We start from the raw sequence: 16,894 nt of genomic DNA, 5'->3' as shown, positions 1-16,894 counted from the left end.
GTTAGGTCTAGTATAAACAACCAAGATTTTGTGGTACTACAGGTGATTATCCTAGTATCATTAATTTGTATTACTGCCACAAGCAGTTGGGTTATCCGCGATTTATTAGACACAAATTATCATCATAACCATGAACACTGCTGCTAAGATTTTAATGCTGAAAGCTGAAACTTTAATCATAAGGTTGAGTTTTACCGTTAAAATTGCCAAATAGGTTTTTAGCGATCGCTTGCTGGTTCAAAAAAATATCCTGAGTGGAATCCTTCGCTTGTTAGGGGTTCCCCAAACTTTCAACGCCAGTCCGTTGCTGAAGGAGAACCTTAGCTGCGGGGTTGACTGTGGCTCCCTAACTTACTTATAGAGGGTGCATCCCAGTTTTTATTTTGCAATGACATGTAAAAAAGTGGGATGCTCCCCTTATAGATTTATAAAGCCGATGAATGAAAATCAAGATTTCTAATTTTTATTTGGTAAGAGTAATAAAAGAGCGCTACTAAATACTAGCAATTTGATAACATTAACAAAGTTGATGATTGTCTACGACCCAAATTAGGCGATGTCTACGACGGGCTAACGCCTACGCCCTCTTCAGCAGATTGGCAAAAACACTATGGCAAAGCGTAAAAAAAGCAATCTCCAGTGGATTAAAGAAACTCTTGAACTAAAGCCTGATCATCGTTGGGAATCTCCATCAGGCTATAAAATATTTGTTGCGAATCGCGGGGCTGTTCGCTTCAATGTTCCCCAGGATTGGGTTTTTGAGCCACAAGACAAATCCTTCAAGTTCCTCGATAAAAAACCCCCTAACGATGATTGCTGTCTGGAAGTATCTTTCAATCCTCTGCCACCCAATGATTGGAGCCAGTTTCCGCTAAAATCTACCTTGAAGAAAGTCCTGGAAAACGACAGCCGCAACATCATTGCTAAGGGAGAAATTATTACCGTCAAGCGCCAAACCGCCAAAATTGTCTGGACAGAGATGAAGTTCATTGACACTCAGGAAGAACCACGCGAAGCTTTTTCGCGGACTTGCATTGCTTTGGGGTCGAATATTCAGTGCTTGATTACATTCGATTATTGGGCAGATCAAGCAGAACAACTAATACCCGTTTGGGATGAAGCGATGCGTAGTCTCACGCTAGGGTTGTATATTCGTGACCCGATGACTGGTTTAGCTTTCCCAGACTAAACTTCCTAGTCATTGCACCCCACCCCCAGCCCCTTCCCGATGCCTTAGGGAGGGGAGACAAAGCGAATGGCACTAAGAAAAGCTGAAACACTTGTGGCTTAAGCAGTTTGCAAAAGATTTCGTAATTCATGCTGGGGTTTGGTCATCAAGGGATAAATTTTGGGGCGACGTAAAAGGACTCGTGGTTCAGTTTTACCAGGGCGCTCGGGAACAGCCTTGTGGACATTACGACTTGCATTACAGCTATTTTCAAGTAAATAGACCACGCGGTAGGGGTTTAGCAATGCTCATTGGTGTCAACTTAAGCTAAAAATCGCTTATCTGTTGGTTTCCACGCCCGCCTCGAACTAAAGTTCAAGGCTAATAGCTAAAGTCTACTGAAGTAGACTAAAGATTTTTGGCTATATTTAGTCATCTTCAGATGACTTTCGCTATTAGCAAGGAACTTCAGTTCCTTGCGGGACATGGCTTTTACGTTAAGTTGACACGTATGAGCTGGCTTGTACCCCTACGATAGATGTGGTTCAAATACATGAAAACTGCTGTAATTTGTATAGACTCCATAGCCAGGATACTTACCATGACTGCATTTTCTCATTTTAAATTTTGAATTGCCTAATCGCCTTACCTCTACGTCTATAACTAAAAATCTCATGAAAACTGTTTTAATTGTCGAAGACGATCTAATTAATGCTCGTGTTTTTTCCAAAATTTTGTCCAAGCGTGGCGGCTTGGGTGTGAAACACACTGAAAATGTTGAAGAAGTAATAAAAATTGCCCAATCAGGAGAAGCCGACCTGATTTTGATGGATGTTTCTCTGTCTAGAAGCGTTTACCAAGGTAAATCTGTTGATGGAATCAAAATTACACAAATGTTAAAATCTGATCCAAAAACAGCAAACTTACCCGTTATTTTGGTGACGGCACATGCTATGGAAGGCGATCGCGAAAACTTTCTCAAGCAAAGCGGTGCTGATGGTTACATTTCTAAGCCAATTGTTGACCATCAACAGTTTGTTGACCAAATCATCGCACTTCTACCCACAGACGACCACTGAGAATTGACGACTTCTTTCAGGAATACTCGCCCGCAAACGTTTTTGGGCGACTAGTTCCTGTATATTTTAGTATATATGTACTATAAAAAGGCACTGTTAGGCAAGTGGTAATAGGAGAGGGGAGTAGGGAGTGGGGAGTGGGGAGTGGGGAATTGGGCATGGGGCATTGGGCATGGGGACAAGGGGAAAGATTTGTTACAAGTTCTCACCTCTTGTCACCTTGTCACCTTGTCCCCCGTGCCTCTTTTGCTTCCTCATTCCCACTCCCCACTCCCCACTCCCCACTCCCTACTCCTATTGAGTAGGCTGTTGTTCAGGGGCTGATGATGAGTTTTCTCGTTGTTGTAGGGCTGCTTGAATACGGGGTAATTCTAAGAATTTTTTCGTATCAGACAGTAGGCGATCGCCCCAGAGATTTTCTTTGAGGAAATCCAAACTAGCATAGCGCGAATCGATGCGGAGTGCGGCTTCTCCCAAGCTTAATCCTTGTTGGTGATCGCCTTTAGTATACAGTGCCACTGCTAAGGCCAATAAAGGTTCTGCGGCTTGCTTATCAAGGGTTACAGCAGATTGCCATCGCTTAATTGCTTCGGGGATATTACCCTGTTCGTAGTTGATTAAGCCAATATTGTTGAGCGCTGGCCAGAATTTTTTATCTTGAGAGACTGCTGTATCGTACTGCGCGATCGCATCTGGCAATCGACCCAGCAGATAGTAAGCATTACCCAAATTAAACAAACCCTCTGGATCATTGGGTTTTAACTTCAAACCATCTTGGTAATTGACAACAGCTGCTTGGTAATTTTTCTGCTGAAAATTAGCTGAACCCATAGCAAACAAAATATCACCATTTTTGGGGTTGAGAGATTGCGCTTTTTTCAAGCTAGCGATCGCCCCGTCAAACTCTTTGGTTTGCAGTTGCAATCCACCTAAGAGCAACCACACTTTATCATTCTGCGGAGCCAGCTGACTAGCCAGCCGCGCTCGTGGCAAAGCTAATTCAACCTGCTGAAACTGAGCGAGTTGAGCCGCTTCCTGTGCCAAGCTCAACCCCTGCTTCTCTAACTTTGTCCCATCTAGTTGCAATGTATGGGGTATTAATGCCTGCGCGTTAGCGGCTTTTGGCATACTCCATAAACTACAGACCATTAGAAAAGAAATCAAACGAACATGTTTAGGCACACTACCGCCTTTAAGCCACTAATCAAAGAATCTTTCAGCTAGCTTAAACGATCTGCGCTGTTGACGGTAGCAAAATCTTACATCATTAGGATTAATTAGGGAGTGGGGAGTAGGGAGTAGTGTAGTTCAATTACTTGAAAAGCGCTGTAAAATACTTCTAATCATTGCTATACCAATATCAATAATTGATTTATTTAGATATACTTTCTCTTTTGTTTCCCCTCTATTACAATAATTTCTGGTTTTCTTTGGTTGAATTTCCATGATTTTTAGAGTAAGCCTACATACTTTAAATGCTATCTGGATCAATACCCAATTCTCGCAATTTTGCTGCTAGGCGTTCAGCACGTTGCTTTTCTTGTTCAGCGTGTTCTGCTTCCCACTGTGCGATTTCTTCAGGTGTAGGCATTAACGTTTTGGGGTGAGATGGGTGATATAAACTTACCGTAATCTAGGTTTGTTTTTCCAGACGCACGATCGCATTATAATCAGGAACCTCTTCGGGCGATCGCTTACTGTCATAGACGCTACTTAAAGTCTTAACATTTATCTTTGCTTTTCATACATTGAAGCAGGCATTTTTGTAACTAGCAACTTGAGTTATCTATATCTGTCTTATGTAGTGAGTGTTATACCTACCCTAAGTGGGGTTATCTAACTGCATTTGTTCGTTAAGTTGTATGAAGTACTGAAAGCAAAGTTTCTCAGTTACTTACTGAGAAAATCAAAATAGCGTTAACTTAGTTGGAGTTTTTTATGACTTACACAGTTGATGAAGCAACAAGACCAGCTTTAGAAACTTTTCAAGGCTTTGATGTAGATACTCAGCTAGCCCTACTTTGGTTCGGTTATCTCGATCTTAAAGAGCAGCTAAACCCGGCACCTCCTGAAAGCGTAGAAGCTATAGCTAAAGCAGTGTTCGACCAAATCCAAGACTTGTCTCAAGAAGAGCAACTGCAAGCACAACGGGACATTATTAATGGTGCAAACCAAACCTATAATAGTGTAAGTCCCAATACCAAATTAGACGTTTGGTTTCTGCTGGCGCAAGGAATGGAGGATGGAAGCATCATTCAAGTGCCCTCCGATTATCAACTAACTGGTGAAACAGATGAATTTGTCGCATTGATCAAACAGCTAGAGTTTGAGCAACGGATTAATTTTATGCTGACTGTGGTGCAAGCGTTCGGTTAGTTAAGTCCAAGAACTTTCAATACTTGGCGTTGCTGATTCCATCTATGAAAATGATTTTGCATAATACCAAAATCCTTGTAGAGACGTAGCAGTGCTACGTCTCTACATCCAGATTCATATTTCAATTCAGCAACGCCCAATACTTTCTAGAATTGGGGATAACTGAAAGTAGAAAATTACAGCTATTTTCAGGTAAATAGATCAGGTTGTAGGGGCACAGCAATGCTCATTGGTGTCAACTTAAGCTAGAAATAGCTTAACTGTTGGCTTCCTTACCCGCCTTGAACTAAAGTTCAAGGCTAATAGCTAAAGTCTACTGAAGTAGACTAAAGATTTTTAGAAATTTAGTCATCTAAAAGATGACTTTCGCTATTAGCAAGGAACTTAAGTTCCTTGCGGGACAACACTTTTACGTTAAGTTTACACGTATGAGCTTTTTCTGTGCCCCTACGATAGATGTGGTTGAAATAAATTGGGAAAATGAGACTTGATTCAGACTTTTTCCAACCGCACGATCGCATTATAATCAGGTACACCTTCAAGCGATCGCTTACTTTTATCTAGTAATACATTCCCTTCTGGCCAATGTACTTGCAAGTTTCCTGACTGAATTGGTGCAATGTAGACTTGACAGAACAACTCGCCTAAATCATTCTTAAGAATGACGCGATCGCTATCTTTTAAACCCAACAGTGCCGCATCAGCAGCATTCATTAGCACTGCCTCTCGCATCGCCCCAGTAATTGCATCCTTGCGTTCCTGCACCATACTGTTAAATTGTTTGCCTCGACGCGTTGCTAATAAAAAATAACCTTCTGGTAATTCTCTTTGGCGTGGCAATAATACGCCAAAGTGTGCCTTCCCATCCGATGTAGGGAAATTCCAACCAAAGCACAAATGTGAGCCACCATACTGAAACTGATCGCCAGCTTGCTGTAAGTGTTGAATACCAGCATATTGAGGGACAACTTGAGCAATTTCTTGACGGATAGCAGCTGTGTCAGCAAAAGCCAGCTTATCTGCCAAATCTGGCTTTACCCGCCTTGCCAATTCTAAAAACACTTCCCACTCAGGACGCGCTTCTCCAATGCGCGGCCCCAAAATCTCTGGACTGAAAATTACCCGGCGTTCGGTGTTAGTTTCTGTGACTCCCCCTGGTATTTCGTAGCGAGTTGTCGCAGGTAAAAGCACCACAGTATCAGCAGGTTCCACCAACATCTGGCTAGAGAGAACAATATCTATATGTACCCGCAATGGTATTTGCTTCAGCGCCGCTTCCACATAATCTGGTTCTGGCAGCACTTCTAAAAAATTCCCGCCCACGGAAAACAACACATCTAACTGTCCCTGATATGCAGCGTTAATCATTTCTGGAGCAATTAAACCTTTACTTGCTGGCACTTCAAAACCCCAATGTTGACTCAATTGGGCAGCATTTTCTGGGGTGATGGGTTTACCACCAGGAAATACTGTTGCGTAACATCCCATCTCTGCACCACCCTGCACCCCAGAGTGGCCGCGAATTGGCATTAAACCGCAACCTTCCCGACCGACAAAACCTTTGGTGAGAGCTAAGTTAATGATACTCCGCACATTATCTTCACCGCATTCATGCTGAGTAATGCCCATACTCCAAACAAATACGGCTTTATTCGCTTCTTTGACCATTTTGGCAAAAGCGTACATTGACTCGCGGGATGTACCAGAAAGCTGCTCTAATTCTTCCCAAGATTGATTTTCTAACGATGCTTTGAGTTCAGCAAAGCCAACTGTGTATAAATCTATAAATGACTGGTCTACCCAATTGTTAGCAATTATATGTTTAATAGTGCCATTCAAAAATGCTATATCCCCGCCCATGTTGATTAAGAAGAAGTCTTCGGCAAACTTTGTACCGAAAACGGCACTTTCTACAATTGAGGGAACCCAGTAGCGCTCCATTCCTGGTTCGCGGTAAGTATTAATAACTACAATCTTTGTGCCAGCTTTTTTAGCGTAATGGAGATATTTGACGGTGACAGGCTGATTATTGGCAACATTAGAGCCAATGAAGACTAATAAATCAGTACCAATCCAGTCTTTATAAGAACAAGTCGTAGCTCCTGCACCGAGAGCAGCTTTTAGTCCTGCTGTGCTGGGAGAATGGCAAATGCGGGCAGCATTATCAATATTATTGCTTCCCATTGCTCGCACAGCTTTTTGGGTAGCATAATAAGTTTCGTTGACAGTACCGCGACTGGTAACATAAAAACTGAGGCGGTCTGGTGTGGTAGTGCGAATGCGATCGCTAATTATCCCTAAAGCTTCATCCCAACTCACACGGCGAAAGCCTTTTTCCCCTCGTTGACGAATCATCGGGTACGGGAGTCTTCCCAAATCACGTAATTGGATACTTTTTTGCTTTTGTAACTGTGAAACATCTTCCAATAGCACAGGGTCAAAAGCTGGCATAGTATTCATCCGCAACAGCCGCAACCGGACATTGCAGAGATGGATGCCATCTAAAGTCCAATCCTTCATCCCGGTTGTTCCGAGAGCGCAACCATCGCAGACACCCTTATCCAGAATATCCCACGCATAAGGTAGTTTGTCACGAGATAGCCAGATTGCCCGAAATACCTCCCAATAGTTGTTGGGATACTGCTCGCCAATGCCAAATGGCTTCCAACTTGCCCAATTTGAAGGTGTCCAGTGCTTTTTAGGTTTAGGTAACATGATGTAGTGTATGTGAGTTGCTGGATTCTCTTAGGCTATCGTTTTGATTCGGAAATGAGTAGCAGGCAGTTAAAAATCCTTCTATTTGCTAAATATACCGAAATTAAAAAGTCAAAGCTGCTTTTGCTTACTGAATATATCGAAATTAGAAAGCAAACTGGAGTTTGAGAAAGTAAAAGCTGCTTTTGCTTGCTGAATATACCGAAATTAGAAAGCAAACTGGAGTTTGAGAAAGTCAAAGCTGCTTTTGCTTGCTGAATATACCGAAATCAGAAAGCAAACTGGAGTTTGAGAAAGTCAAAGCTGCTTTTGCTTGCTGAATATACCGAAATTAGAAAGCAAACTGGAGTTTGAGAAAGTCAAAGCTGCTTTTGAGAAAGTAATTGCGGATTTTGCTTATTGAATCTAATCAAAAGATAAAGTTTAGGTAAAGTTTTTGCAAGTATTACTTATAACTCAATACGGTTCAGTTAAGGCTAAAACTATGTTAAAAGTCAATTTTTTTAACGAACCGCCAAGACGCCAAGGACGCAGAGAGAAGGAAGAAATGCTTAACTGAACTGTATTGACTTATAACTTCGATGCCCAAGTTGAATTTTATCCTTGAACACAAGCTAGAAATAAATACTTTTAGATTTTGTGAAAAACTAAATCCCCGACTTCTTTAAAAAGTCGGGGATTTAGATAGCAATCTTTGTTTAACATTAATTGCGAACTTGTACTGAGCTTGTCCTGAGTGTAGCTGAAGTATTGCGAACTTGTACTGAGCTTGTCCTGAGCGTAGCCTCTCGTAGAGAAGGGCGTAGCCGAAGTATTGCGAATTGTGCTGACTATGCACCAAAACCCGAGCAGTATTGAAGCAGGATGATTTTGCAGGTTTTGTAAGATGGGCCGAAAAGCCCGCCCCTTGTATTTCTAAGAACTCCAGATACAAGAATCATCTCTTGATTCAGCAACGCCAAAAATCTTTGTGGGCAGTGACAAGCATCTGAGCCTGCCTTAAAACGTTTCCGAATAAATAAAAAGGAATTTGCCAAGCTGCAACGGTAACTTCTTTGACTATATCCTGTACACTAATTGCAATTAATTCATGCTCTGGCGGCTCTCCCTCAATTGTACCAGACCAAGTAAAAGCTAATAAGAAATCATCGTCTCCAGGCAAGGATGCAATCAAACATTCTTCTGGTGTTGGCTGGCAAATAATTCCATGATCGTTTGCAAGTTCTACTAGTCTTTGAAATTTGTTTACGTTCGTCATTTGTCTTTGGGATGTAATTGAATTTCAGTTTGAGAAAAAATCATATTTTTATCTTCATAACTCAACTTAGTTGCTTCATACCATAAATTACGAATTATTAAGGAGTTATTGGAGTTGGATCAGGCTTAAGTCCAAAATCTTACCGCGATCGCCTGGTTGTATCAGCAACAATTGTTACTGTTTTAAAAAAATCTAGATTTCATCGATTGATTAAATTTAGCTATAGGATTCCTATTTGATTTTTGAATAAACACCGTACACCTCGAAAAGCCTGATTCCCTACTCCCTACTCCCTATTCCCTACTCCCCGCCTACGCAAATAATTTCAAAAATCAAAGCGGATTACTATATAACACAAATATTTACAATCAATAAACTTTTCCACCTCAGTAAACATAAAATTACTGGGGTGATAAATAAGAAGCCCAAATTCACAAGAGACAAGTAGGTGGGGGTCTTAAACCCACCTAATTTTTTTGTCCAAAATCTAAGATGTTATCCGTAACTAAAACATATATTAAGTTCTGTTCATTACGTACTTTTTCGGAGGTTAATATATAAAGATTGAATCAAAATTAGACAAATACAAATTTTTGTATTTATAGCAGTCCTATTTGAGTTGTGAAATATTCTTTATGACAAGGGGTTAGGGGCTAGTCTCTAGTCCCTAACCCCTTGTCTTTGTCCACGCATCATTTAGGATTTGTATCTCTAATTTGTTTACATTCTTAAAAATTTTTAAAGGGGAATTATCATGAATACTGTTTTAGTTGTTGAAGATGGCTTAACAGATATGGAAATAATCAGTCGTTACTTGCAACAAGCAGGTTATTCTGTGATTAGCGCCACAAGCAGTGAAGAAGCTCAAGACAAAATAGATAAAAATAAGCCAGACCTAATATTTCTCGACGTAATTTTACCAGGTAAAAGTGGCTTTGAAATTTGCCGAGAGTTGAAAAATAATCCTAGCACTAGCAAAATCCCTGTGGTATTTTGCTCTACAAAAAATAGTGATGTAGATAAAATTTGGGGTAATATGTTAGGCGCTGATGGTTATCTATCAAAACCGATTGATCGAGAGGAACTAGCAGTAGTTTTAAAGCGATTACTTAATTAGTAAAAACTTAATCAATCAACAAAACACTAGAAGTCCATATTTCTAATATAGAACCTCTACAAAATAAAATAATAACTGCAAATAGTGGCTAGAGAGCAATAATCAAGCACAAAGGAACAATAACTTTGGAAACCAAGGAAAAGTTTTTAAGTTTTAATTTGGGAGCAAGGGATACAGCGATAATTTCGTTACAACACATCACAGAAGTTTTGCAAGTATCATTACCAGAAATATGTGGCATTCCTCACATGCCTAGTAGCGTCTTGGGTATCTATAACTGGCGCGGTGAGATGCTTTGGCTAGTAGATTTAGACGCAATGTTAGGTTATCCTCCAATTTCGCAAGGAGCAAATTTACTTTCAAAAATGATGGCGATTGTTCTTGAAAACAAGGGTAAGTATTTGGGACTATTGGTGCGACATCTGATAGATATTGAATGGTTAGATACTCAGCAAATGAAACCCCCAAGTAGCGAATTATTTTATCCTAAAATATCACCTTTTTTACAGGGATACTTTATTAATGATTCTGAGGATATGATTTTTAATTTGGATGCCATAACAATTATCCAAGCTCCGATGTGGAAAATTCATAATTGAAAGGTTGCTCATGGGTGATTAGGCATATTATTTTAACAATTCCTAAACCTTCATAGCCAAATACTAGTTCATTTTTACCTGCCTAATAACAAATTCTTGCTCTAACAAACTTTGAGGTGAATCAAATGACATTTTTGTATAACAATAGCCATGAAAAGCAGGATCTAATCTCCGAAGTAGAAAATCTGAATGCGAACGAGAATATAATAAATATTGCTAGCAATGAAATATCTTTATTAAACGCGATCGCTCAGGAATTTAAAACTTGGCGGCGACAGTTGCAAGACATCGCAACTCACATGCGCCAAGCGCCAGACCTTGATACACTAATCAAAATTACTGTAGCGCAAATTAGAGAAAAAATTGGCTGCGATCGCGCCTTAATTTATCAGTTTACTTCCCTGGATGCAGGTAATGTTTTAGCAGAATCAAGAACACTAGGTTGGACACCAACTTTAGGCGAAAATATTCCGGGAATTATTTTTGGTTTATATACCAATCAAGACTATATACAACCTGTAGTTATTGACGATATCAGTCAGATTCAACTCACCCCGTATCAAAAGCAACTGTTAGACAAATTTCAAATCAAAGCTAGTTTGAGTTTACCGATTGTAGTAGAAGGTAAAGTATGGGGATTAATAGCAGTAAATAATTGCTTATCAACGCGGCAGTGGCAAGAAGTAGAAATTAGCTTATTATCTCAAATTACAACAGAACTGCTCTACAAATTGCAGAGTTTTGAATTCAAAAAAGAAGAACAACAGCGAATACTAGCAAAAAAATCAGTAACTAAAGTCATCGACAAAATTTTGCGAACATCAGATGTCGATAAGCTTTTTCAAACAACCACTCAAGAAGTACGTCAATTACTAAAATGCGATCGCGTCGGCGTTTATCGCTTCAAACCTGACTGGAGTGGCGAGTTTGTCGCTGAGTCAGTAGGTAATGGCTGGGTAAAAATGGTTAGCCCTGATTTTTATATGGTGTGGGAAGATACCCACTTGCAAGATACCCAAGGAGGACGTTATGCCAAGGGTGAAAGCTTTGTGGTCAAAGACATCTATAAAATGGGTCATGCTCAATGCCACATTGATATTTTAGAGCAATATGAAATGAAGGCTTACATCATTGCGCCCATATTTTCTGGAGAGAAATTATGGGGCTTGTTGGCAGCTTATCAAAATTCTGGGCCTCGTGATTGGCAACCTTGGGAAGAAAGCTTTGCGGTTCAAATTGGGCTGCAATTTGGTGTGGCTATCTCACAAGGCGAATATCTGGAACAAGTGCATAAGAAATCTGAGCAACTAGCTCAAATCGTTGAACAAGAAAAAACTTTTACTAAAATAGTAGGCCGCATCCGACAATCTTTAGATGTAGATAGCGTCTTCAAAACAACCACTCAAGAAGTACGTCAATCACTACGATGCGATCGCGTCGCAGTCTATCGTTTCAACTCTGACTGGGGTGGCGAATTTGTGGCTGAGTCTGTGGGTAGTGGTTGGACAAAACTGGTAGGCCCTGATATTAAAACCGTTCTGGATGATACCTACTTACAAGAAACTAAGGGAGGTAGGTATGTCAGAGGTGAAAACTTTATTGTTAATGACATCTATGAAGTAGGGCTTGCTCCTTGTCATATTGAGATTTTAGAGCAGTTTGAAGCCAAAGCTTACATAATTGTTCCTATATTCTTTGGGGATAAATTGTGGGGTTTGCTGACAGCTTATCAAAATACTAGTCCTCGTGTGTGGGAAACCTGGGAAGTGAACTTTTTGGTTCAGACTAGCTTGCAATTTAGCCTAGCTAAATCACAGATAGATTATTTGGAATTAGTTCGGTTGAAATCTGACAAACTAGCTCAGATAGCAGAACAAGAAAAAGCTGTCACCAAGATTAGTAACCGGATTCGGCAATCTTTAGATGTACAAGAAATCTTCAAAACAACCACTCAAGAAGTACGGCAATTACTGCGATGCGATCGCGTCGCAGTCTATCGCTTCAATCCTAATTGGACTGGTGAATTTGTAGCAGAATCAGTAGCTCATACTTGGATAAAACTGGTAGGCCCCGATATCAAAACTGTCTGGGAAGATACCCACTTGCAAGAAACTCAAGGAGGTCGATATGTCGAGGGTGAAAACTTTGTTGTAAATGACATCTATAAGGTAGGTCATTCTCCTTGCCACATTGAAATTTTAGAGCAATTTGAAGTTAAAGCTTATGTAATTGTTCCTGTATTTGCTGGGGAAAAATTGTGGGGATTGCTGGCAGCTTATCAAAATTCTGGAACTCGTGATTGGGAAGAATCGGAAGTCACCTTGTTAGCACGCATTGGCAACCAGTTAGGACTAGCATTACAACAGACTGAACATTTGCAACAAGTACAAGGGCAGTCAGCCAAATTAGCAGAAGCAGTAGCACGAGAAAAGGCAGCCAAGGAGTTACTACAACAACGATCTATTCAACTCCTAACAGCCCTTAGACCCGCCCTCAACGGCGATTTAACAGTACGCGCACCCATTACAGAAGACGAACTAGGCACGATCGCCGATGCTTACAATAATACCCTGCAAGCACTGCGGCAAATCGTTCTTCAGGTACAGGGGGCTGCTCAACAAGTTGCTCAAACTTCCGGTAACAGCGAGGCTTCACTAACGGGACTGACTAATTTAGCACAACAACAATCTGAGGAAATTACCGCAGCTTTAGGTGAAATTCAAGAGATGGTGGACTCTACTCAAGCTGTGGTGATGAATGCCGAGTTAGTGCAAGTAGCGGTGCAACAAGCCAATGAAACTGTAGAGTCTGGCGATACTGCAATGAACTTAACTGTAAAAGCAATCCAAGGAATTCGTGAAACCGTCGCTCAAACCAGCAAGAAGATTAAACGCCTCAGTGAATCTTCGCAAAAAATCTCCAAAGTGGTGAATTTGATTGGTAATTTTGCCACACAGACAAACGTCCTAGCTTTGAATGCAGCCATTGAAGCCACCCGTGCAGGTGAATATGGCAAAGGCTTTGCAGTTGTAGCTGACGAAGTTCGTTCTTGATCGCACCCGCCAGCAGCAGCAACCACGTCCAATTTTCCACTTGCTTGCGACTATTCTTTTCCCCAGAGTTAAATACCAAGGGAGCCAAAGCAAATATCACCATACTGATGTATGCCAAAAACCCAAACAAAGCTAATGGCTGACCAAAAACCGTTGCCCAAGGGCTAGAAAGTACATCATTACAGCCCTTGACACCAGCCTGTGCCACACAAGCTGCACTGCCTCCTGTTAACTTTTCTATGGCAAGATAACCTGTTATCAGCGCACCACATCCAGCGATCGCGGCAATCAATGGACGTGACCATTTATGAATCCAAGGAGTAGAACGACGGCGAATCATAAATATTAGGGAATGGGGAGTGGGGAGTGGGGAGTGGGGAATGGGGAATTGCGGAATCGGGAATAATAATTAATTGTTCGCTTGCTCCCTCTACTCCCTACTCCCCACTCCCCACTCCCTAAGAATGTAATTTTACTTGTCCTGCTGATTTCCTTTCACTTTTGGAGTTCCAATTGCGACGCACAGCTTCGACAAATTGACTGACGCGAATTGGGTCAATTGGTTGCTCTATACGTCCGTGACGTTTTAGGGAACTGGAAACTATGACACCATCTGCTGCTTGCATTAATGTATCAATATTTTCCCAATTTGCCCCACTACCGATGAACACTGGCGTGCCAGATGCTGCACCACAAGCTAGTTCCAAATCTTCTAAGTTAGGTGGACTACCAGTAGCCCAACCAGATAAAATCACTCCGTCTGCTAAACCCCTTTCAATGGTGTCTTTCACGGCGACTGTGAGATTTGGATAACTCAAAGGACGGGCGTGTTTCACCAACACATCGGCCAGGATTTTAACATCACAGCCTAACTCCCGTCGATAGCGCAATAATTGATGGGCTTCTCCCTCAATTAATCCCTGATCGGTTGCCATCACTCCTGTGAGAACGTTGACGCGGATGAATTGCGCCTGCACACAACTAGCGATCGCCATTGCACTTTTAGCGTCGTTTCGCAAAACATTTAAGCCTACAGGCAAAGTCACCAAATTTTGTATCCTTTGCACCACAATGGTCATGGCACTCACAACCACAGGATCAACTTGGTTTTTGGTAAACGGCGCGTCAAAAAAATTCTCCACAATCAGCCCGTCAACCCCTCCACTTGCCAGGGCGGCAGCTTCTTGTTCGGCGCGGCCAATTACCGCTTTTAGGCTACCTCCCCAACGAGGTGAGGTCGGCAGTGGTAGCAGGTGAACCACGCCAATAATCGGTGAGCGAGTTTTAAATAATTGATATAAGTCCACGTCTTTAATCCGCCTCGCAAAGTCCAGAGTCTAAAATTTTTTGACTATTGACTGTATGACCCTTGACTCTTGACTTTTCATTAACTAGTCAAATGTGTTTTATGATAGTCGGTTTACTGCCTCCTTCCTAAGAGGGAAATTGGCCTTCAACCTCCCATAAGATATGTTAAGATAAAACTTGGCTACAAGAGGAGTTTGCCACTCACTAGACGCGAGGCAGCTTTCCGTGGTTTAGGCGTCTTGTCCGCGCCCAGTCGTAGGACTTGCCAATCGCCAGACTAGCATTACTGCTTTATCGGCGTAGTCGCTTTCGTCGATTTCCCGGAGGGTAGCGACTTCTCACAACAAGCCCTTTGGGCGGCTTCCCGATGGGTAGATTAACAACGCACACGCTGTGGTAATGTAAAATACCAATAAGCGAATTGTTAAAAAAGATTACAAGTGTCAAATGTACCCAAAGACACTTCAATTTACCCTGGGGAACAGATTGATAGGAATATCATAACATGACCTCTATTTTTATTTATTGATAGGGTTATGAGTCCACGGACAGTTATTGACAGTGGATATTTGCCACTGCACTGTTTTCATGAGGATGCTGATAGCAAAAAAGCTTAATTTTGCGCCAGAATGTTTGACTACAAAAAGAAAAAAATGAAGACTTTTTCAAAATATGGGTGACAAGCCAACAATTGCCATTTCTCATCTGGGCTGCGAGAAAAACCGAATTGATACAGAACACATGCTGGGAATGCTCACAGAAGCAGGCTACGGTGTAGATACAAATGAAGAGTTAGCAGATTACGTTATTGTTAATACTTGTAGTTTTATTGAAGCAGCCCGGCAAGAATCTGTCAGAACTTTAGTAGAGCTGGCAGAGGCAAACAAAAAAATCGTAATCACTGGCTGTATGGCGCAACATTTCCAAGAACAACTTTTGGAAGAGTTGCCGGAAGCAGTAGCGGTGGTTGGTACAGGCGATTATCACAAAATTGTAAATGTAATTGAGCGTGTAGAACAAGGCGAACGGGTTAGACAGGTTAGTATCGAACCAACCTACATCGCCGATGAAACTACACCGCGCTATCGCACTACAACCGAGGGCGTAGCTTACCTTCGAGTTGCAGAAGGATGTGATTATCGTTGTGCATTTTGTATCATTCCTCATCTTCGAGGGAACCAGCGATCGCGTACTATTGAATCTATAGTCGCCGAAGCCGAGCAGTTAGTTAGTCAAGGGGTAAAGGAAATTATTCTAATTTCCCAAATCACCACTAATTACGGTCTAGATATTTACGGTAAGCCAAAATTAGCCGAATTACTTCGCGCTTTGGGGAAAGTAGATATACCGTGGATTAGAATGCACTACGCTTATCCCACGGGACTGACCCCAGATGTGATAGCGGCGATCCAAGAAACACCCAACGTCTTGCCTTATCTGGATTTACCCTTGCAGCATTCTCATTCAGATATTCTTTGCGCCATGAACCGTCCTTGGCAAGGGCGGGTAAATGATGGGATTATAGATCGCATCAAAACGGCGCTACCAACAGCCGTACTGCGGACAACATTTATTGTTGGTTTTCCAGGAGAAACAAACGAGCATTTTGAGCATCTACTAGAGTTCGTCGAGCGGCATGAATTCGATCATGTTGGTGTCTTCACCTTTTCCTCTGAGGAAGGAACCCCAGCTTATAAGCTAGCAAATCAGTTGCCCCAAGAAGTGATGGATGATCGCCGATACCAACTGATGGAACTCCAGCAACCGATTTCTCAAAAGAAGAATCAACAGGAAGTAGGCAAAATCGTCGATGTCCTGATTGAGCAAGAAAATCCTGAAAGTGGTGAATTAATCGGTCGTTCAGGTAGATTTTCCCCAGAGGTTGATGGTCTGGTGTATGTCAAAGGCCAGGCAAAGTTAGGAACCATCGTGCCAATAGCGATTCACCACGCTGATACATACGACCTCTATGGTCAAGTAGTCAATAACTAAGTTGTCATTTGTCTTTTGTCCAAAGTCCATTGTTAAATGACCCTTATAGATTCATCCTTATACTAAGGTCAATGCTGCATTAATAGCAGTTTTCATGAGGGTTTACCTGAAACGCTGGCGGACTTGTTGGCATAGCCTCTCCAAAAGTTGAGGCTTCACTACCGCCCTTAGCTCACTAATGACTAATGACTAATGACTAATGACTAATGACTAATGACTAATGACTAAT

At 41.6% G+C, this 16,894-nt stretch carries 13 protein-coding genes and 2 pseudogenes; 8 read left to right on the top strand and 7 right to left on the bottom strand.

What is annotated here, in order from left to right; translation table 11 throughout:
• The first annotated feature begins 610 nt into the window (after positions 1–610).
• The 3 genes from LC574_RS02655 to LC574_RS02645 all read left to right on the top strand — a co-directional run bounded on the left by LC574_RS02655 (position 611) and on the right by LC574_RS02645 (position 2,552).
• Positions 611–1,189, top strand: a complete 579-nt coding sequence (locus LC574_RS02655) for a hypothetical protein (RefSeq protein WP_229451383.1) — start codon at positions 611–613, stop codon at positions 1,187–1,189.
• Between the two features lie 653 nt (positions 1,190–1,842).
• A complete protein-coding gene (locus LC574_RS02650) occupies positions 1,843–2,247 on the top strand; it encodes a response regulator (RefSeq protein WP_229451382.1) in 405 nt (134 codons plus the stop codon).
• 137 nt (positions 2,248–2,384) lie between these two features.
• A complete protein-coding gene (locus tag LC574_RS02645; RefSeq protein ID WP_229451381.1) occupies positions 2,385–2,552 on the top strand; it encodes a hypothetical protein in 168 nt (55 codons plus the stop codon).
• Here the strand turns inward: LC574_RS02645 and LC574_RS02640 are convergent.
• The 3 genes and pseudogenes from LC574_RS02640 to LC574_RS02630 form a co-directional block, all read right to left on the bottom strand.
• Positions 2,542–3,429 carry a tetratricopeptide repeat protein gene (locus LC574_RS02640; RefSeq protein ID WP_229451380.1) on the bottom strand — a complete coding sequence of 296 codons (888 nt, stop codon included), beginning with the start codon at positions 3,427–3,429 and terminating at the stop codon, positions 2,542–2,544. The two genes, LC574_RS02645 and LC574_RS02640, sit on opposite strands and share 11 nt — an antisense overlap.
• 126 nt (positions 3,430–3,555) lie before the next feature.
• A complete protein-coding gene (locus tag LC574_RS02635; RefSeq protein ID WP_229451379.1) occupies positions 3,556–3,693 on the bottom strand; it encodes a hypothetical protein in 138 nt (45 codons plus the stop codon).
• Positions 3,694–3,718: 25 nt separating this feature from the next.
• Positions 3,719–3,841, bottom strand: a pseudogene (locus LC574_RS02630) (Uma2 family endonuclease); the annotation flags it as partial.
• A 344-nt stretch (positions 3,842–4,185) separates the two neighbouring features.
• Between LC574_RS02630 and LC574_RS02625 the strand changes: the two are divergent.
• Positions 4,186–4,623 (top strand): orange carotenoid protein N-terminal domain-containing protein, encoded by a 438-nt coding sequence (locus LC574_RS02625; RefSeq protein ID WP_229451378.1) that lies wholly within the window; start codon positions 4,186–4,188, stop codon positions 4,621–4,623.
• Positions 4,624–5,115: 492 nt separating this feature from the next.
• Here the strand turns inward: LC574_RS02625 and LC574_RS02620 are convergent, their stop codons facing one another.
• Both LC574_RS02620 and LC574_RS02615 read right to left on the bottom strand, forming a co-directional pair.
• Positions 5,116–7,338, bottom strand: a complete 2,223-nt coding sequence (locus LC574_RS02620; RefSeq protein WP_229451377.1) for an FdhF/YdeP family oxidoreductase — start codon at positions 7,336–7,338, stop codon at positions 5,116–5,118.
• Between the two features lie 949 nt (positions 7,339–8,287).
• Positions 8,288–8,596 carry a hypothetical protein gene (locus LC574_RS02615; protein WP_229451376.1) on the bottom strand — a complete coding sequence of 103 codons (309 nt, stop codon included), beginning with the start codon at positions 8,594–8,596 and terminating at the stop codon, positions 8,288–8,290.
• A 754-nt stretch (positions 8,597–9,350) separates the two neighbouring features.
• Here LC574_RS02615 and LC574_RS02610 point away from each other — a divergent pair.
• From LC574_RS02610 to LC574_RS02600, 3 genes are all read left to right on the top strand, one after another.
• Complete coding sequence (locus LC574_RS02610) at positions 9,351–9,713, top strand: response regulator transcription factor (RefSeq protein WP_229451375.1); 363 nt, start codon at positions 9,351–9,353, stop codon at positions 9,711–9,713.
• Between the two features lie 125 nt (positions 9,714–9,838).
• Positions 9,839–10,312, top strand: coding sequence for a chemotaxis protein CheW (locus LC574_RS02605; RefSeq protein ID WP_229451374.1), 474 nt, complete (start codon positions 9,839–9,841; stop codon positions 10,310–10,312).
• A gap of 125 nt (positions 10,313–10,437) precedes the next feature.
• Positions 10,438–13,365, top strand: coding sequence for a GAF domain-containing protein (locus LC574_RS02600; protein ID WP_229451373.1), 2,928 nt, complete (start codon positions 10,438–10,440; stop codon positions 13,363–13,365).
• On the opposite strand, the pseudogene LC574_RS02595 reads toward LC574_RS02600, so the two are convergent.
• Positions 13,364–13,705, bottom strand: a pseudogene (locus LC574_RS02595) (vitamin K epoxide reductase family protein); the annotation flags it as partial. The gene LC574_RS02600 and the pseudogene LC574_RS02595 overlap by 2 nt on opposite strands.
• A gap of 118 nt (positions 13,706–13,823) precedes the next feature.
• Positions 13,824–14,672, bottom strand: coding sequence for a photosystem I biogenesis protein BtpA (gene btpA, locus LC574_RS02590; protein ID WP_229451372.1), 849 nt, complete (start codon positions 14,670–14,672; stop codon positions 13,824–13,826).
• Positions 14,673–15,345: 673 nt separating this feature from the next.
• On the opposite strand from btpA, the gene rimO reads away from it, so the two are divergent.
• Positions 15,346–16,665 carry a 30S ribosomal protein S12 methylthiotransferase RimO gene (rimO, locus tag LC574_RS02585; RefSeq protein WP_229451371.1) on the top strand — a complete coding sequence of 440 codons (1,320 nt, stop codon included), beginning with the start codon at positions 15,346–15,348 and terminating at the stop codon, positions 16,663–16,665.
• The last annotated feature ends 229 nt before the right edge of the window (positions 16,666–16,894 follow it).

The sequence above is a fragment of the Nostoc sp. CHAB 5715 genome, from assembly GCF_020829685.1.
Lineage (GTDB): Bacteria > Cyanobacteriota > Cyanobacteriia > Cyanobacteriales > Nostocaceae > Nostoc.
This window is presented reverse-complemented; position numbering and strand designations above follow the sequence as displayed.